16 protein-coding genes are annotated in these 16,918 nt (G+C 64.6%); 7 read left to right on the forward strand and 9 right to left on the reverse strand.

Annotated features, from left to right (window positions below):
- Position 1 precedes the first annotated feature (1 nt).
- Positions 2 to 751 (reverse strand): IclR family transcriptional regulator, encoded by a 750-nt coding sequence (locus L1F31_RS15950; protein WP_265418215.1) that lies wholly within the window; start codon positions 749 to 751, stop codon positions 2 to 4.
- A gap of 261 nt (positions 752 to 1,012) precedes the next feature.
- Between L1F31_RS15950 and L1F31_RS15955 the strand changes: the two genes are divergently transcribed.
- Together L1F31_RS15955 and L1F31_RS15960 are read left to right on the forward strand one after the other, a co-directional pair.
- Positions 1,013 to 2,335, forward strand: coding sequence for an MFS transporter (locus tag L1F31_RS15955; RefSeq protein WP_265418216.1), 1,323 nt, complete (start codon positions 1,013 to 1,015; stop codon positions 2,333 to 2,335).
- On the forward strand, positions 2,332 to 4,242 hold the full coding sequence (locus tag L1F31_RS15960; RefSeq protein WP_265418217.1) for a bifunctional sugar phosphate isomerase/epimerase/4-hydroxyphenylpyruvate dioxygenase family protein: 1,911 nt from the start codon (positions 2,332 to 2,334) through the stop codon (positions 4,240 to 4,242). Before L1F31_RS15955 ends, L1F31_RS15960 begins: the two co-directional genes overlap by 4 nt.
- A gap of 101 nt (positions 4,243 to 4,343) precedes the next feature.
- Here the strand turns inward: L1F31_RS15960 and L1F31_RS15965 are convergent, their stop codons facing one another.
- Positions 4,344 to 5,204: a hypothetical protein gene (locus L1F31_RS15965; protein WP_265418218.1), complete on the reverse strand. Its 861-nt coding sequence runs from the start codon at positions 5,202 to 5,204 to the stop codon at positions 4,344 to 4,346.
- A gap of 238 nt (positions 5,205 to 5,442) precedes the next feature.
- Between L1F31_RS15965 and L1F31_RS15970 the strand changes: the two genes are divergently transcribed.
- The gene (locus L1F31_RS15970; RefSeq protein WP_265418219.1) at positions 5,443 to 5,760 is read left to right on the forward strand and encodes an XRE family transcriptional regulator; all 318 of its coding nucleotides are present in this window, start codon (positions 5,443 to 5,445) and stop codon (positions 5,758 to 5,760) included.
- A 244-nt stretch (positions 5,761 to 6,004) separates the two neighbouring features.
- Here L1F31_RS15970 and gap read toward each other — a convergent pair whose 3' ends face one another.
- The 6 genes from gap to L1F31_RS16000 form a co-directional block, all read right to left on the reverse strand.
- Positions 6,005 to 7,000, reverse strand: a complete 996-nt coding sequence (gene gap, locus L1F31_RS15975) for a type I glyceraldehyde-3-phosphate dehydrogenase (RefSeq protein ID WP_265418220.1) — start codon at positions 6,998 to 7,000, stop codon at positions 6,005 to 6,007.
- 235 nt (positions 7,001 to 7,235) lie between these two features.
- A complete protein-coding gene (locus L1F31_RS15980) occupies positions 7,236 to 7,862 on the reverse strand; it encodes a LysE family translocator (protein WP_265418221.1) in 627 nt (208 codons plus the stop codon).
- Between the two features lie 115 nt (positions 7,863 to 7,977).
- Positions 7,978 to 8,985 carry a GlxA family transcriptional regulator gene (locus L1F31_RS15985; RefSeq protein WP_265418222.1) on the reverse strand — a complete coding sequence of 336 codons (1,008 nt, stop codon included), beginning with the start codon at positions 8,983 to 8,985 and terminating at the stop codon, positions 7,978 to 7,980.
- A gap of 107 nt (positions 8,986 to 9,092) precedes the next feature.
- On the reverse strand, positions 9,093 to 9,434 hold the full coding sequence (locus L1F31_RS15990) for a carboxymuconolactone decarboxylase family protein (protein WP_265418223.1): 342 nt from the start codon (positions 9,432 to 9,434) through the stop codon (positions 9,093 to 9,095).
- Between the two features lie 235 nt (positions 9,435 to 9,669).
- The gene (locus tag L1F31_RS15995; protein WP_429860972.1) at positions 9,670 to 10,392 is read right to left on the reverse strand and encodes a cytochrome c biogenesis CcdA family protein; all 723 of its coding nucleotides are present in this window, start codon (positions 10,390 to 10,392) and stop codon (positions 9,670 to 9,672) included.
- A gap of 44 nt (positions 10,393 to 10,436) precedes the next feature.
- On the reverse strand, positions 10,437 to 11,072 hold the full coding sequence (locus L1F31_RS16000; RefSeq protein WP_265418224.1) for a TlpA disulfide reductase family protein: 636 nt from the start codon (positions 11,070 to 11,072) through the stop codon (positions 10,437 to 10,439).
- Between the two features lie 147 nt (positions 11,073 to 11,219).
- Here L1F31_RS16000 and cmtR point away from each other — a divergent pair, with 147 nt between their 5' ends.
- The 4 genes from cmtR to L1F31_RS16020 are packed head-to-tail and all read left to right on the forward strand — an operon-like array spanning position 11,220 to position 14,872.
- The gene (gene cmtR / locus L1F31_RS16005) at positions 11,220 to 11,609 is read left to right on the forward strand and encodes a Cd(II)/Pb(II)-sensing metalloregulatory transcriptional regulator CmtR (RefSeq protein ID WP_265418225.1); all 390 of its coding nucleotides are present in this window, start codon (positions 11,220 to 11,222) and stop codon (positions 11,607 to 11,609) included.
- Positions 11,606 to 13,618, forward strand: coding sequence for a heavy metal translocating P-type ATPase (locus tag L1F31_RS16010; protein ID WP_265418226.1), 2,013 nt, complete (start codon positions 11,606 to 11,608; stop codon positions 13,616 to 13,618). Before cmtR ends, L1F31_RS16010 begins: the two co-directional genes overlap by 4 nt.
- Positions 13,619 to 13,626: 8 nt before the next feature.
- Positions 13,627 to 14,265, forward strand: a complete 639-nt coding sequence (locus L1F31_RS16015; RefSeq protein ID WP_429860931.1) for a DsbA family protein — start codon at positions 13,627 to 13,629, stop codon at positions 14,263 to 14,265.
- Positions 14,246 to 14,872, forward strand: coding sequence for a vitamin K epoxide reductase family protein (locus L1F31_RS16020; RefSeq protein ID WP_265418227.1), 627 nt, complete (start codon positions 14,246 to 14,248; stop codon positions 14,870 to 14,872). Before L1F31_RS16015 ends, L1F31_RS16020 begins: the two co-directional genes overlap by 20 nt.
- A gap of 138 nt (positions 14,873 to 15,010) precedes the next feature.
- Here the strand turns inward: L1F31_RS16020 and L1F31_RS16025 are convergent, their stop codons facing one another.
- The gene (locus L1F31_RS16025; RefSeq protein WP_265418228.1) at positions 15,011 to 16,831 is read right to left on the reverse strand and encodes a serine hydrolase domain-containing protein; all 1,821 of its coding nucleotides are present in this window, start codon (positions 16,829 to 16,831) and stop codon (positions 15,011 to 15,013) included.
- Positions 16,832 to 16,918 lie beyond the last annotated feature (87 nt).

Raw genomic sequence — 16,918 nt, forward strand, 5'->3', positions numbered from 1 at the left:
ATCACCTCGGGAATCGGGCGGCGACGGCCGCGGCGGTTTCGGTCAGTTGGGGAACGAGCGCGACGAGCTCGTCGAGACTGCGACGGAAGACAGGGGCTGCCAGCGCCAATGAGGCCAGCAGACTGCCGTCGAGGTCGAAGACGGGTACGGCCAGCGCGTTCATGCCGATGTCATTCTCCTCGGACTGACCTGCCCATCCGGTTTCGCGGATCTGTGCGAGCTTGCGTCGCATCTGCCCGGGGTCGGTGATCGAGTACGGGGTCCGCGCTTCGAGGTCGAGGGCCTTGATCGTGGCGTCGGCATCGGGGTCGTGAGCGAGCAGCGCCTGGCCGATCGCCGAGGTGTGCAGCGGCGATTCGTCGCCGGGATCCGTGGTCGTGCGGAACTGCGGTCCGTCGACCGTGAGCACGGTCAGGGCGGAGTTTCCCCGGCGAATCGCGAGGATGCTCGACTCCCCCGTCGTCGCGGTGAGGTCCTCGAGGAGGTCTTTCGTCGCCCCTGCGAGTCCGCGCCGGTGGGCGACCTTCTGCGCCAGCCGGAAGACCTCCATGCCGAGCGTGTAGATCTTCGTGCGTGCATCGAAGCTGGCATACCCGGATTCGACGAGACCGCCGAGGAGTCGGTAGGCCGTCGAGAACGGGTAGCCGGTGGTCTCTGCCGCTTGCGCGGCACTGATTCCGTCGGGGTTCTCGCCGAGCAGCGCGAGCATCTCGAAGGTCTTCGTCACCGAGTTCGAGCCCTTGGGCGGCATATCTCGCCTCCTTGCGTTGCTGCTGATGATGGCTGGTCGGCTGCGGGCGGCTGCCCGCGTCCTGGTCTCGCGTGGTCGTATCGCGTCGTCGTGTCGCATGGTCGGGCATCGACGCAGTTCTTCGCCTGCCCACGTTGACAGGCTATGTCATGTCGATCACACTGTAAACCACAATGTAACAATGATTGCCATACTGTGGCAACACACGATCCGTATCGCTGGCCCACCGACGGACCACGAGAATGAGAGATGCGAGGACGCATGAGCGAAGCGATCAAGGAAGCCCGCCCGACGAAGACGCCGCTGCGCGCGGCACTGTCGAGTTGGACCGGCTCTGCCCTCGAGTACTACGACTTCGCGGTCTACGGGACCGCGGCGGCACTGGTGCTCAACACCCTGTTCTTCCCCGAGACGACTGCTCCGGGAATCTCGATCCTCCTGGCCATGGGCACCGTCGGCGTCGCCTACGTCGTCCGCCCGCTGGGTGCGCTCATCATGGGCCCGCTCGGCGACCGCTTCGGACGCAAATTCGTCCTCTTGCTCACCCTGTTCATGATGGGCATCTCGACCTTCATCGTCGGCTGCCTGCCGACCTATGAGCAGGTCGGCATGCTCGCCCCGATCCTGCTCGTGCTCTGCCGCATCATCCAGGGGCTTTCGGCCTCCGGCGAGCAGGCGAGCGCGATCTCCGTCTCCCTCGAGCACTCGGAGGAGAAGAAGCGGTCGTGGACGACGAGCTGGACGCTGCACGGCACTCAGGCGGGAACCCTGCTGGCCACCGCGGTCTTCATCCCCTTCACCGCGTTCCTGCCCGATGAGGCCCTGTTCAGCTGGGGCTGGCGAGTGCCGTTCTGGCTCTCAGCAGTCGTCGTGCTCACCGCCTGGCTCATCCGCCGCGGCCTCGAGGAGCCGCCTGCGTTCAAGGAGGCCCGCACCGCCAATCCGCCTCTCATGCAGGTCTTCCGCTGGCACAAGGCCGCAGTGCTGCGCGTGGCCACATGCGCCATGGTCAACACCGTGAACATGGTCTTCACCGTCTGGTCGCTGTCGTTTGCCACCTCGATCGTCGGCCTCGAACGCTCGACCATGCTGCTCGTCTCGGTCATCGCGAATGGCGTCGCGCTGTTTGCGATCCCGGCCGCAGCAGTGCTGTCTGACCGTTTCGGCCGCAAACCCGTCTTCATCACCGGCGCCGTGGGTGCGGGGCTCATGATGTTCCCGTACCTGGGTGCGGTCGAGAGCGGCAACTGGACGCTCATCTTCCTCTTCGGTGCCATCATGTCCGGCTGCGCCTACTCCCTGGCGAACTCGATCTGGCCGTCGTTCTATGCTGAGATGTTCCCGACCACTGCCCGGGTCACGGGTCTGGCCCTGGGCACCCAGATCGGCTTCGCCGTCTCCGGAGGGCTCGCCCCTGTGCTCGCTTCCGCAGTCGCCGGTTCGGACGGTGCGAATTGGCTGTCCGTGGCCGCGTTCACCGCCGGAGTCTGCATCGTCGTCGGCCTGGTCGCGATGACGGCGAAGGAGACGAAGGGTCTGAGCTTGGAAGAGATCGACGACATCCACGAAGAGAGGTCACGATGAGAACATCGATCGCCACGGTGTGCCTGTCCGGCACGCTCGATGAGAAACTGCAGGCTGCGGCTCAGGCCGGCTTCGACGGTGTCGAGATCTTCGAGCAGGACCTCACCGTCTCCCCCGACTCCCCCGAGGTGATCGCCGCCAGGGCGGCAGATCTCGGGCTGAGCCTCGACCTCTTTCAGCCCTTCCGCGATTTCGAAGGCGTCGACGAGGCACAGTTCGAAGCCAATCTGCGGCGCGCCGAGGCGAAGTTCCGGCTGATGGGTCGACTCGGCATGGATACGATCCTGCTGTGTTCGAACGTCGGCACCGCCACCATCGATGACGACGAGGTCGTCGTCGAACAGCTGCGCCGCCTCGGCGATCTGGCCGAGCGCTACGACATCGATGTCGCGTATGAGGCGCTGGCCTGGGGCCGGTACGTCTCGGAATACGATCGGGCCTGGGACCTCGTCCGGGCCGCCGACCATCCGCGCATCGGCACCTGTCTCGACAGCTTCCACATCCTCTCCCGCGGCACGGATCTGTCCCGCATCGCCGAGATCCCGGGCGAGAAGATCTTCTTCCTCCAGCTCGCCGATGCCCCCGCCCTCTCGATGGATGTCCTCAGCTGGTCCCGTCACCACCGGGTCTTCCCCGGTGAGGGTTCGTGGGATCTCACAGACTTCCTCGCTCGCGTCACCGCCACCGGATATGCGGGGCCGGTCTCTCTCGAGGTCTTCAACGACTCGTTCAGGCAGGCCGATACCCAGCGCACGGCCGTCGACGGTCTGCGCTCACTGCGATGGCTCGAAGCCAATGTGGCCGCCGCTCATGTTGACAGCGATCAAGTGCGACTCGATCTGCAGACTCTGCCGCAGGTCGCGGAGCCTCGCGGTGTCGACTACATCGAGCTGGACACCGATGATCTGGGCGCGCTGACTCGCCAGATCCATCAGCTCGGTTTTCGGTTCGTCGGTTTCCATCGCACGAAACCGCATGTGCAGCTGTGGCGACGCGGTCAGGCTCGCATCGTCGTCACCGAATCTGCCGACATCGACCCGGTGAGCGTCGATCCAGACAGCGCTGTGCCCGCAGACGCTACGGCCGCTCCCGCGCCCGCGTCCGCAGTTGCCCCCGCCCCCGTCAGCTCGGGAACTCATCTGCGCGGCATCGGCTTCGCAGTGGCCGATGCCGATTCCGCTATGGAGCGGGCAACTCTGCTCCAGGCAACCGAGGTTCCCCGCGACCAGGCCCATGACGAGGAAGTGCTGCGCGGAGTCTTCGCCCCGGACGGCTCGGAAGTCTTCTTCGGCAGCGGGACCGGCGTCGATCCGACGTGGACCGATGAGTTCGGCACTGTTCCCGATGACCGCCGGTCGGCGATCGACCACGTCAACCTCGCACAGCCCGCGCACCACTATGACGAGGCGGTCCTCTTCTACACCTCCCTCCTCGCCCTCCACGCGCAGGTCTCGAACGATGTGCCCAGCCCCTCGGGCCTGATCCGTTCCCAGGTGATGGCGAGCTCCGACGGGGCGATCCGGATGCCGCTCAACCTGGCCCCGCGCTCGGCCGAATCACCGGAGACGGGCAGCTACCCCGAACATGTCGCCATCGCCTGCGACGACATCTTCACGGCAGCCGCGACCGCAGTCTCACGGGGGCTGGACTTCCTGCCCGTTCCCGAGAACTACTACGAAGACCTCGAGGCCCGTTTCGATCTCGCCCCCGAGCTTCTTCAGCGGCTGCGAGAGAACAATATCCTCTACGACAGAGACGACGTCGGCGAATTCCTCCACTTCTACACCTCGACGATCGGCTCGGTGTTCTTCGAGATGGTCGAACGTCGGGGCGACTACCAGGGCTACGGTGCCCCGAATGCGCCGGTGCGGCTGGCAGCACAGCACCGACGCAACGCAGGACACTGAGTCGGCACACGTCGTCGGACCCGAAGTGTCTGGCGACGTGTGCTGGAGTTCCCCGGGCGCTTTCACATCTGCCCACCGCTCAGCCGTGATTGGATCCGGTATCAGAAGGGTGCGGCGCTCACACGCGGAGCAGCGCCCCATATCTCATCCCAGGGGCCCGGGCGCGGCTGCGGTTGCTCAGGCTCGAACTGCGATGCCCATTCCTCAGCGTCGGCCCCCTCCCCCGCTTCGAGTTCGAGGCCATATGGCCAAGGACATATCTCGCGTTTCGGATTCTGCAGGAGGCGACGGCGTGAGACCTGCCAGACGATACGTCGGATCTCCTGCCCTTCGACATCGAGAAAGTCCGCAGTCGCCGCGATGAGCTCATGGACATAGTCGTCGGTCGCGAACGGGTACCACCCTGCGGCCCGGTCGATGGAGCCCTTCACCGTGTAGTCGATGTCGAAGTGCGGCGACCCAGCGAGCATGAGCAGATTCCGCCACGACAGCCCCGACCTCTGGCTGGGAAGCGCCCTCCAGTCCCGTGCCACCGCATTGATTCGCGGGCCGATGCAGGGTTCGTCTCCGACCGCAGCCAGAAGGTCGTCAACAGTGTCGATACCGTGGTCGGCCATGACGCGGGTCGCACGGTCGACCACCTCAGCCCTGAGCATTGCACCAGGCTGAACGTTGACGGGTCTGAGATTGTGAATCACCTCCCGTGCCCACGCATCCGGTCCGCCCGTCGCGGCGATCGAATAGCGCAGCGACTTGGCTCCATCTGCCGCACCGTGCCGGTCGATGTACCGCCTGACGAGGTTGTCGACCGCGGTCGGGTGGGACCCTGTCGAATAGAGCGCGTCGAGAATGCACAGCGCGAGGCTGCCTGGATAGCTGATCGACAGCGGCTTCCCGTGGTCGTCGAGGAACTCTTTGCAGCTCCATGCCAAGCTGCGGATGCTTCTGGTCGTGATCTCCATTGTTCTGACCTTCCGTCATGCACCGCACCCTGCGATGCTCGCCTCCGACTCCACTGTCGGAAGCATGACCGAAACACTATCTGCAGGCACTGACATGAAATGCTCGGAGGCAAATCGAACTGACTGCCGATATGGATTCACTCACGTCCACATTTGTCTCTCGTGATGCGATCATGACCCGTCTCATCAGGGGACTCTCTGTCTTGGCACACCTGGTGGGCTCTGGCAAGGTGGAGCCATGAGCACAGAAGAGATCATCATCGACGGCCCCCTGGCACGCGCAACGCGGATCCTCTGCCAGGTCTCGGCCAAGCATGTGGCAGACAAGGCCGAAATCGAGAAGTCCGAACTCAAGGACTACGAAAAGGGAGTCACGGACCTCACTGCCGAACAGGAGCGCCGCCTCATTCTTGCACTCGAACAGTACGGCGCACGGTTCATTCCCGACGGCCCCGAGGGCGGATACGGCGTGCGTCTGAAGTTCGGCCGCGCGAAGGTCCGCGCCATCGAGCGCTGGGAGGACGAAGGCGGCACACCCGGCGCCGACGACGTCTGAGCGTCGAGCGCAGACGAAGGGCCTCCTCGGCGAGGGGAATCCCTGTCTGGGAATCTTGATGTGACGTCCGGAAATCCTGATGTGACGTCTCGGAATTCCGATGTGACGACTGTGGCCTCGAACCCGCGCGGAGCGGGTTCGAGGCCACAGGTGCATCCGTCGGCACCGAGCAACCACCTCGGCGACGTTCGAAGTCACCGGCGGATATCGCCGATGAAGATCAGTCAGGCGTCGTCGGTGGAGTTCAGTTCTTGCCGATGAACTCGAGGTTGTCGACGACGCGGTTGGAGAAGCCCCATTCGTTGTCGTACCAGGCCACGACCTTCACGCGCTTGCCTTCGACGCGAGTGAGTGCGGCGTCGAAGATCGACGAGGCGGCCTGACCGACGATGTCGGAGGAGACGACGGGCTCGGTCTCATAGTCGAGGATGCCCTTGAGTTCGCCTTCAGAGGCTTTCTCATAGGCGGCGAGCACATCGTCGCGCGTGACCTCGCGGGACACGGTCGTGTTGATCTCGACGATCGAGCCGACCGGCACGGGCACGCGGATGGCGTCGCCGCTGAGCTTGCCGTCGAGCTGCGGGAGGACGAGGCCGATGGCCTTGGCCGCACCCGTGGACGTGGGGATCATATTCTCGGCTGCGGCGCGGGAACGGCGGGGATCCTTGTGGGGACCGTCCTGGACCATCTGGTCGCCGGTGTAGGCATGGACGGTGGTCATGAAGCCCTGCTCGATGCCGGCGAGGTCGTCGAGGACCTTGGCCAGCGGGGCCAGGGCGTTCGTCGTGCACGAGGCGTTGGAGATGACGGTGTGCTCGGGCTTGTAGGCCTCGTTGTTCACACCGAAGGCGAGGGTGACGTCGGCACCCTTCGAAGGAGCGGAGACGAGGACCTTCTTCGCGCCGGCGGTGAGGTGGGCGCGAGCCTTGTCGGCCTTGGTGAAGCGGCCGGTGGATTCGAGCGCGATGTCGATGTCGAGCTCGCCCCAGGGCAGCTTGGCCGGGTCCTTCTCGGCGAAGACCTTGATGGCCTTGCCGTCGATGACGATCTCATCATCCGTGGCCTCGACGTCATGGTTGAAGCGCCCGAGGGTGGTGTCGAACTTCAGCAGCCGAGCGAGGTCTTCCACAGGGCCCAGGTCGTTGATGGCCACGACCTCGAGCTCGCTGCCGCGCTCGATCAGCGCGCGCAGGGTGCTGCGTCCGATGCGACCGAAACCATTGATGGCGATGCGAGTCAATGTCACTCCTTGATCACGGGGATTCGTCTTGATATCTCCATCATGGGCGATCTCAGCACCCTGCAACAGTGGCCAGCAAGACAATCTACGTAAGGTTTTAGCCAGACTTATTGCCAGATGTCGCAAGTTTTACGCCAGGGTGATCGGGGCCACCGATACAGGGCGAAAGAGGTGGGGAATCTCAGCCGGGACGGGCGGGTGTTTCACTGTCCGCATCAGGCGTCCAGTGATGTCGTTATGCCACGGCGGCCGGTGCTGGGGCGTCGATCGCCAATTTCACCCCGACCGCCCCGAGCAGGGTTCCAGTGACCCATTTCTGCCACTTCACCCAGGCAGGACGGCGCCGCAGGCCAGCCGCAACAGAGCCTGCCGCGAGGATCACGGCGCCGTTGACCGCCACTCCCACAAGAATCTGAATTGCCCCGAGCAGGAACCCCTGGAGCACGACGCTGCCGGCCGACGGATCGATGAACTGCGGGATGAGAGCGAGATAGAGGATCGCTACTTTGGGATTCAGCAGGTTGGTCAGGAGGCCCATACGGAAGAGACGGCCGAACGAATCGGCTGGGAGGTCGGTCGCCTCGAAGAGTGAACGACCACCGGGCCGGAGCGTCTGGTAGGCCAGCCACAGAAGATACAGTGCACCGAGAACCTTCAGCGCGATGAAGAGCCATGGGACGGCGAGAAACACCATTGCGAGGCCCAGGTTGGCCATTACCAAGTAGACGACGAAGCCGACAGCAGTGCCGGTGAGTGACATCATGCCAGCGCGCCATCCCTGACTGATGCTGCGTGAGACGAGGTACATCATGTTGGGGCCCGGTGTCAGTGCGAGGCCGAGTTCTACGAGGGCGATGCCCATGGCCGCTGCAGGAGAGATCAAACGGACCGCCTTTGCGAATCTGTTGAAGAAGGGAAGGTGCTGCCCTGGCACCGTCAGTCTGACACACAGAGCGGTGCGACGCGGGGAACTGACCTCAGCCTTGGAAGGAGTGGCGGTAGTCGTTCGGCGAGGTCGAGAGGATGCGCTGGAAGTGCATCCGCAGGTTCGCACCTGTGCCGAGTCCCACCTGGTCAGCGATCTGTTCGATGCCCAGGTCGGAGTTCTCCAGCAGTTCCCGGGCCAGATCGACGCGGGCCCGGAGCACCCATTGCATGGGCGTGTAGCCGGTGTCTTCGACGAAGCGGCGAGAGAAGGTGCGCACGGAGACTCCGGCGTTGGCGGCGAGCTCGTCGAGTGTCAGCTTCTCCCCGATGTGCTGCAGTGCCCATTCGCGGGTGTCGGCGAAGTCGTCGCCGAGCGGGTCGGGCACGCTGCGCGGCACGTACTGCGCCTGACCGGCGCTGCGGTAGGCGGCGGCGACGAGGCGACGTGCGACCTGGTTGGACAGACCGACGCCGTGATCGCTGCGGATAAGGTGGAGACAGAGATCGACCGCCGAGGCGGCTCCCGCCGAGGTGAGCAGCTGTCCTTCGTCGATGAAGAGGACGTTCTCGTCGACCTTGATCGAGGGGAACCGTCGGGCGAGCTCCTTCGCCGTCGACCAGTGGGTTGTGGCCCGACGTCCCACGAGCAGTCCCGTGCGAGCGAGGACGAAGGTTCCGGTGGAGATCGCGGCGACTCGCGCGCCCCGCTCAAACGCGGAGAGCAGAGCCCCGATGACTGACGCGGGTGGTTCTTCGACGACCGCCGAGGTGGCACCCGGGAGGATGATCGTATCCGCCGTCTGCAGCGCCTCGAGTCCATGATCGACGGAATAGTCGAGCCCGTCCGATCCGGTGACCGTGCCAGCGGAGATTCCGCAGACCTCGACCCGGTAGGGCCAGATCCCGGTGGTGCCTGTCGCGGCATTCGATTCGGGGCCGAAGACCTGGACGGGGACGCCGAGGTCCATGGCAGACACCCCGTCCAGAGCCAACACCAGGATGCGGTGCGGACGCGAACGGGGTGTTCTGCGTGAGGTGGTGCGGGGTTCGTCGCTCATGATCGCCTCTCAGTCTAGGCAATCGATGCGCGTGTGCGTCGGTGACTGACCGGTCGTCGCGGGCCTGAGTCGTGACTGCCCGCCCGCACCGAGGCGGAGCTCAGAGCTCAGTGTTCGTGGGTGCCGGTGAGCTTGAAGCCGAGGCGGCCGTGGGCGAACGCTCCTCCGGCTCGCAGCGCCGAGGCGGTCCAGGCGGTCTCGGCCAGTTCGGTCTCCGTGGCTCCGGCCTTGACTGCGGCGTTCGAGTGCGCATCGATGCAGTAGGCGCACTGGGTGGTCAGGCCGACGGCGTAGGCGATGAGTTCGCGGTACTTCAACGGGATCTCGCGGCCCTCTTCGGCGAACACGGCATTGTTGAATTCGCCGAACGCCTTGAGGATGTCGGGGGTCGTCTCCTTGTAGGCCTTGTCGTATTTGCGGTCGTTCTCGCGGTCGAAGAAGTCGGTCATCGCGGTGCCTCCTGTGATCGGTGTCGGGTTCCGATCCTCACGCTACCGAGTCACCGCGCCGACCGCTACGGTTTCGTCATTCGACGTCGACAGGAGGGTGCCACACGTGGTGCCGGCCCAACGCCGGGCAGCCGCAGCCCGCCGGGTGACAGGGTGAGTCCGTTGGATAGTCAATTCAGAGCGCCGGGTGGCAGGTCCCCACCAGGCATGATGTCGAAGTGCATGGGAAAACGCCTCACACCACTGTGGAGAAGCCGCCGATATACCCCTGCAGTCCGTTGACCCATTGCGTCCACACGCCAGTCACCAGCAGCAGTCCCACACCAACGAGAACTGCCCCGCCGAACCGGGTGATGACGGCATGGTGCTCTTTGACCCACTTCATGCGACCTCCGCCCCTGATGATGAGCAGAGCGACGAGCATGAACGGTATCCCGAGACCGAGGCAGTAACTCAGCGTCAGGACAGCGCCCCGGACCATGGCGTCGGTTCCTGTCGGCCCGAAGCTTGTGGTCAATGCGAGAACCGCAGCCAAGGTCGGGCCCATGCACGGTGCCCAGCTGAAGGCGAAGGTACCACCGAGCACAGGGGCACCCCATAGTCCGGCTCGAGGGCGGTGGGATATCTTCCACGAGCGCTGGAGGAGCGAGAAACCGCCCATGAAGACTATTCCCGCAATGATGACGATGGCGCCCATGATCCGATTGATCACGTCTGCCCAGGCACTGAGGAGTACCCCGGTGAGCGAGAAGACGAGTCCGATCGCGACGAACACGACCGAGAAGCCGATCATGAACAGAAACACACCAAGGACGACCCGAGCGGGTTTCTGATCCTCGAGTGATGTGCCGGTCAGGCCGGTCACGTAGCCGATGTACCCGGGCACGAGAGGCAGGACGCACGGCGAGAGGAAGGAGATGACACCGGCGATCACAGCGATCGGAACTGCCAGCAGCATCGGCCCGGAGCCGGCGATCTGTGAGAACTGCTCCCCGATCGAGGTCACAGTGTTGATGCCTCTTCGTCGAGAACGTCGGAGATGAGGGCGTTAAGGGTCGAGCGATCGACGGCGCCGACCACGCGGGCGGCGGCTGCGCCAGTGGAACCCAGAACCACGGTGGAAGGGACGGCCCGTGGAGGTAGCAGTCCGCTCAGTGCCGCCACTGCCTTGCCTTCTTTGCCAGCGTCGAGGGGGTAGGTGATGCCGAACTGTCGGGCGAAAGCGTTGGCGGCAGCGGCTTCGTCTCGGACGTTGATGCCAAGGAAACGCACGCCTTCATCACTGAATGACGTGAAGCTGTCCTGCAGGTCCGATGCTTCTTCGCGGCATGATGGGCATGCCGCGTACCAAAGGTTCAAGACAACTGGACTGCCCCGCCAGTCCTCAAGGTCAAAGCTCTGCCCGTTCGTCGTCTCCCCGGACAGTTCCACAGCGCCTGCTCGGTCGGCCTCGGGCACCTGGGTGATGACTCCTGCGCCGGAGAGGTATCCTTGGTCGTTGGCTGCGAAGTTGTCCTCGATTCCCTTCTCTGCTGGCTTTGCCGGGGTGCACCCGCCCAGCGTCGCAAGCACGGTACTGAAGTAGGTGATGCGGACGAAAGAGTGAGTTCGGGATCGCGACGGATGTGCGTGTCGCACGGAGACTCCTTGTGCTGCATTGAGGCGGTCACCATCATTCTACATACGGTAGAATTATAGTCGGGCCCGCTTGCTCGATCAGGCCGGTCAATGGATATTCGGCAGCGAGCCGCCCTTTTAGGTCAGTCGCTGATGTATAGTCACTATATGCTGACTATAGCCTCTCGTATCAACGTCATGAACCGCCTGGGTCGAGCGATGGCAGATGGCACGCGGTCGCGGATCCTGCTCTCGCTCCTGGACAAGCCGGGCTACCCGGCGCAGTTGGCCCGCGACCTGGACCTGACCCGGACGAACGTCTCGAATCACTTGGCGTGCCTGCGTGGATGCGGAATCGTCGTCGCCGAACCGGAGGGACGGCAGACCCGATATGAAATCGCCGATCCTCACCTCGCTGCTGCCCTGACGGCACTGGTCGATGTCACATTGGCAGTCGACGAGCATCAGCCGTGCGCCGATCCGGGGTGTTCGATCCCGGGCTGCTGTCTTGCCGACGACGTGTCGATGGCCGGAGCCGGATCGGCGAGGGTCCGATGAGCCGGGAATGCTGCGGTCCCGACGAACCGGTCGTGGCCGAGCCGGTCGATGCGTGCTGCGGCCCTGCGGCGCCCGGCGGCGACGAACACGAGGAGATCCCGCCATGGTGGAGGGATCCGGCTCTGGCACTGCCGGTCGCCTCAGGTCTGCTGTGGGCGACCGGCCTGGTGCTGGATTGGACGGATCTGGAACTTCCGGCAATGATCGCTTTCGCGCTGGGACTGATCGCCGGCGCGTGGACGTTCGTGCCAGGCACCATCAAACGCCTCTTCACCGCCAAAGGACGTGGGAAGTTGGGCGTCGGGCTGCTGATGACGATCGCCGCGATCGGTGCCGTCCTCCTCGACCACGTCGGGGAGGCGGCGGCATTGGCTTTCCTGTTCTCTGTCGCAGAGACGCTTGAGGATCGCGCGATGGACCGCGCCCGACAGGGGCTGCGGGCGCTGCTGTCACTCATCCCGGAGACCGCTCGAATCTCCCGCAAGTCGGGCGAGGAGACGATTCCCGCAGCTAATGTGCGCGAACTCGATGTTCTCGTCGTCGGCGCCGGAGATCGGGTCGCTACCGACGGAGTGGTGGCCTCGGGCCGGTCCTGGGTGGACACCTCGGCGATCACGGGCGAGTCGATTCCGGTCGAAGTCGCCCCCGGAGACGCGGTTCTTGCCGGCTCCGTCAACGGCTCGGGCGCACTCACCGTCAAAGCCACCGCCAATGGACGCGACAACTCCCTGACGAATATCGTGCGCCTGGTTGAGCAGGCTCACGCGAACAAGGGCGAACGCGCACGCATGGCTGACCGCATCGCTCGCCCGCTCGTGCCACTCGTCCTCATCGCCGCAGTGCTCATCGCCGCCTTCGGGTTCATCGTCGGTGATCCGGGAACGTGGATTGAACGGGCTCTGGTGGTGCTCGTGGCCGCATCACCATGCGCGCTGGCGATCGCCGTTCCGGTCACGGTGATCTCCGCGATCGGATCGGCAAGCAAACTGGGTGTGATCATCAAATCGGGTGCCGCGTTCGAGCAGTTCGGCACGATCCGCCGAGTGGCATTCGACAAGACCGGTACTCTCACTCGCAATGAACCACGCGTCGTGACCACACGCACCAACGGCAACTACAACGAAGCACAGGTCGTGAGCTTCGCTGCGGCGATTGAATCGACGAGCTCCCACCCATTGGCCGAAGCGATCAGAATCGCCTCTCCGACGCGATCCGATGCCACGGATGTGCAGGAGCTGCCGGGGCACGGTCTGACCGGCACCGTCGAGGAGCGCCACGTGAGAGTCGGCAGTCCCCGGTGGATCACTCCGCACGGTATGGAAAATCAGGCAGCGGCTCTTGCCGATCAGGGCATGAGCATCGTCGTCGTTGAGATCGATGATCGGGTCGCCGGATTGATCGGCATCCGTGATGAGCTGCGCCCCGAAGCAGCCGAGACGATCGCGACTCTGCGCACCCAGGGCATCTCGACGGTGATGCTCACCGGCGACAACACACGCACCGCAGAGGCGATTGCGACCCAGGCCGGCATCGACGAAGTCCACGCCGAACAGCTGCCGGAGAACAAGGCGGAACAAATCCGTGCCTCCGGGGTGCCCACGGCGATGGTCGGTGACGGCATCAACGACGCACCTGCTCTTGCCTCGGCAAGCGTCGGTATCGCAATGGGAGCGACCGGAACGGCAGCAGCGGTGGAATCCGCCGACATCGCATTCACCGGCACCGATCTCAGACTGATCCCCGACGCACTGGCCCATGCCAGGAAGGGGCGAGCGATCATGACCGGCAATATTGCGTTGGCTCTGTCGATCATCGTGGTGCTCTTCCCGCTTGCGCTCTTCGGAGTGCTCGGTCTCACAGCAGTTGTGCTCGTCCATGAGGTCGCCGAAGTGGTCGTCATCCTCAACGGCATCCGAGCCGCTCGATCGAAGCGCCACGGCTCTTCTCAGCCCAAGGGTGACACGAGCAGGCCAGATTCCGTAACCCGAGTGGAAGCAAGTCAGCGTTGAGTCGAAGTGTGAAGATCTCGTTGTCCATGATCGGCGTTGCCGCTCTTGTCCTTGTTGTTCTTCTGGCATTCAACGGGCGCAGCGATGAGACGCCCGAGCAGGCCGTCCCCTCTGAAAGCGAAAGCGCGGATCTGCTGGTTCGGGATGACAGCCCTCGCTTGGCCGAGGGTGAAGAGGCGGTGTTCGTGGAGTTCCTCGACTTCGAGTGCGAAGCGTGCTTGTCCCTTTACCCGGTCATCGAAAACCTGCGTGAAGAATATGATGGCCGAGTGACGTTCGTCGTCCGCTACATGCCCCTGCATGGCAATTCCCTCAACGCCGCTCTAGCAGCTGAGGCCGCTGCCGAACAGGGCGAATTCGAGGCAATGTACCAACGCCTGTTCGACACGGCCGAAGAATGGGGGCACCAGGAATCGTCACAGCGCAATGTGTTCTTCGGCTATGCGAAAGAGCTCGGTCTGGACATGGACGCATTCACCGCAGCCTACGATGATCCAACGACGCTTGAGCGCATCGAGCAGAGCCGGAAAGACGGGCAGGCCCTCGGGATCACCGGGACACCGACGTTCTTCCTGGACGGTGAGAGGCTGCAGCCGCAGAGCGTCAGCGACCTGGAGGAAGCCTTCGATGACGCTCTCCAAGGCTGAACCCGACGATCCGACCTCAGTCGCGCGAACACAAATCGCGTCCACACGCGGCTTGGGGGTCCTCCTCGTTGTCGGCGGCCTCGTCGGCCTCGTCGCAGCTGTCATTTTGCTGGTGGAGAAGCTGTCGTTGGCAGCCGATCCGGACTACATTCCCAGCTGTGACGTCAATCCAGTCCTGTCCTGCGGGTCGGTGATGGCAACTGAGCAGGCCGAGGCATTCGGCATTCCGAATCCGATCATCGGTATTGCAGGTTTCGCGATCGTCTTCGCGATCGGTGCCGGGGTTCTCGCCGGTGGCCGGTACTCGCGATGGTATTGGGCCGGAGTGCAGGCTGGCATGACGTTCGCGGTCGTTTTCGTGCATTGGCTGATCTATCAGAGCCTCTACACTATCAGTGCGCTGTGCCCCTACTGCATGGTGGTCTGGGCTGTGACGATTCCGCTGTTCGTCTGCACCACGGTCCGAAATCTCCGTGCGGTCGGGGGAGATCAGCCTTGGATCACTGAGCTGTGCGAGTACCGGGGGCCGATTCTGACGGGCTGGTTCCTCCTCATCGCAGGTCTCATTGCCCACCGCTTTTGGGACTACTGGACAACCCTCGTATAGATACCGCCGCGAACGGTTCCTCAGTCAGTCCGCGTTGCTCGCAGCAGCGCAGCGTCTGCGAATTCACACTGCGAGCTTCACCGTTCAGTGAGTAGACACGCCTGAGGCGACAGGGGCGGCCATCGATTGGCCGACGGCTCAGTAGAGCGTGCTCTGGCCGATGAGCGGGGCGACGCCGATACCGGGTACGGGCGGCGCCTGCGTTTCGGCGGGGACTGCCGCAGCCGCGGGCCCGACTTCGGCAGCCATGGCCTCGGGTGCTTCGGCTTCCGGAGTGCCGATGCTCGGATCGACCGGTGCCGCCTCGGGTGCGACCGTTTTGGCCGTATCGATTGGTGCCGCTTCGGCGGGGGCAGCCGCCGCGACCGGGGCGACCGCCTCGGTGGGGGCTGGCTCGGTGGAGGCCGGCTGCATGGTGTCGCTCGCCTCCGGGGCAACCGCCTCGGTGATGGCCTCGAACATGGCCAAGGTTCCGTGCTGGGCGGCCAGGCTCACCGGTTCGGGATCGCTTGAGAGCTTGACGCCGACGGTCTGGGTGGCGCGGTCGATGTAGAGCATCTGACCGTGGATGCCGATGCCGATGACGACGTCGCGGCTGGCCGAGGGCAGCCAGAACTGGCTGCGGTACATGCCGCCCGGATACGACCGCCCCGACGGGGACGCCGCGAACACCTTCGCCGAATCCGCGGCACCGGTGAAGATGTCCTCGACCCACTCGGCCGAGAGCACCCGTTCGCCGTTGGCAGTCGTGCCGCCGCGCGCGATCATCTCGCCGAAGCGGGCCAGATCGCGGATCGTCGCGCTGATGGCGCCGTCGGCGATCGATCCGCCCCACCGGTCCTGGCAGACCTGGGCGGCGTGCGCGGCGCCGATCCGCGACCAGACGTATTCGCTGGCGACGATGGAGAACGGCTGGCCGGTGACCGCCTCGGCGATCCAGGCGAGCACGTCGGTCTCGCAGCTGCGGTAGACGAAGGCCGATCCGTGTTCGCGATCGCTGGTCAGCCCGGTGAGGAAGTTCTTGATTCCCTTCGCCGAGGTGGCCGACCGGGGCGCGAAATCGACCGCTTCGAACAGCGCCCGGATCTCCGACCCCTTCTCAAGGTACTCTTCGGAGAACTTGATGCCCGAACGCATGTCGAGCAGGTCGCGGATGGTGGCTCCCGCGTATCCGCTCTTCGCCAGGGCCGGCACATGAGTGGTGACGAGGTCGGCGGGACTGAGCAGCCCGGCATCCGCGAGCGCGCCGATGACGGCGGCGACGATGGACTTGCTCACGGAGAACAGCATGTGCTGGCGGGCGGGCTTCATCGGCCACGCGTATTCCTCGGCCAGGGCGATCCCGTTGCGGGTGACGAGCCAGGCGTCGGTGTGGGTGTTGGCGAGGACGTCGCCGACGGTGGTCCAGTCCTCATCGATCGCCGGCCACCGCTCGCGGTCGATGGTCAGCGGGCGGAAGTCGTTGTCCTCGGTGACGTATTCGCGCACCGGTCCGATGCCGCGCGGGATCCCGCCGGTCGGGAAGATCTCCTGCATCCGCGTGAGCGCGAAGGCAAAGAACTCCGGCCACTTCCAGGTGTCGAGGTCGATGCTTTCGAGCACCGCTTCGGAGGGGTCGACGATGGCGTCTTCGCTCGCCGAGGCGAGTTCTCCGACGTGCGGGAGAGTGATGTCCGGCACCGAGGCGGCATCGTCGTCCTCGTCTGTCTCATCGGCTGCGGCGGGCGACGTCGGGGAATGCCCGATTGCGGGACCCTGCGGCTCTGGGAGCTGCTGGGAGTCCGCGTCCGTGGGTTCGTCCGGGGCCTCTGGTTCGTCCGGGGCCGCCTCGGAGGGTGCGTCGACAGCAGGTGCGTTGACGGCGTTGCTGATGCCCTTCGTATTGCCGGACAGAGCTCCGATGCGACGGTTCGGTGGGGTCACCGGCCGGGGCGGGAGAATCTCGTCTTCGCCTGCCATGTCACCTCCACTGTCTCACTGGCGTCGTGTGTCTCGTCCGGAACGGCTATGCGCATGGGCACAGCCGTCCGATGTGCAGGGAACAGA

The sequence above is a fragment of the Brevibacterium spongiae genome, assembly GCF_026168515.1.
GTDB classification, from domain to species: Bacteria; Actinomycetota; Actinomycetes; order Actinomycetales; family Brevibacteriaceae; genus Brevibacterium; species Brevibacterium spongiae.

Coding starts and splice junctions, on each gene's coding strand:
- L1F31_RS15965 (WP_265418218.1), bottom strand. CDS start 5,204: ATGGAGATCACGACCAGAAGCATCCGCAGCTTGGCATGGAGCTGCAAA.
- L1F31_RS15950 (WP_265418215.1), bottom strand. CDS start 751: ATGCCGCCCAAGGGCTCGAACTCGGTGACGAAGACCTTCGAGATGCTC.
- L1F31_RS15995 (WP_429860972.1), bottom strand. CDS start 10,392: ATGCTGCTGGCAGTTCCGATCGCTGTGATCGCCGGTGTCATCTCCTTC.
- L1F31_RS16025 (WP_265418228.1), bottom strand. CDS start 16,831: ATGGCAGGCGAAGACGAGATTCTCCCGCCCCGGCCGGTGACCCCACCG.
- cmtR (WP_265418225.1), top strand. CDS start 11,220: ATGCTGACTATAGCCTCTCGTATCAACGTCATGAACCGCCTGGGTCGA.
- L1F31_RS15955 (WP_265418216.1), top strand. CDS start 1,013: ATGAGCGAAGCGATCAAGGAAGCCCGCCCGACGAAGACGCCGCTGCGC.
- L1F31_RS15990 (WP_265418223.1), bottom strand. CDS start 9,434: ATGACCGACTTCTTCGACCGCGAGAACGACCGCAAATACGACAAGGCC.
- L1F31_RS15960 (WP_265418217.1), top strand. CDS start 2,332: ATGAGAACATCGATCGCCACGGTGTGCCTGTCCGGCACGCTCGATGAG.
- L1F31_RS16010 (WP_265418226.1), top strand. CDS start 11,606: ATGAGCCGGGAATGCTGCGGTCCCGACGAACCGGTCGTGGCCGAGCCG.
- L1F31_RS15985 (WP_265418222.1), bottom strand. CDS start 8,985: ATGAGCGACGAACCCCGCACCACCTCACGCAGAACACCCCGTTCGCGT.
- L1F31_RS15980 (WP_265418221.1), bottom strand. CDS start 7,862: ATGGGCATCGCCCTCGTAGAACTCGGCCTCGCACTGACACCGGGCCCC.
- L1F31_RS16020 (WP_265418227.1), top strand. CDS start 14,246: ATGACGCTCTCCAAGGCTGAACCCGACGATCCGACCTCAGTCGCGCGA.
- L1F31_RS15970 (WP_265418219.1), top strand. CDS start 5,443: ATGAGCACAGAAGAGATCATCATCGACGGCCCCCTGGCACGCGCAACG.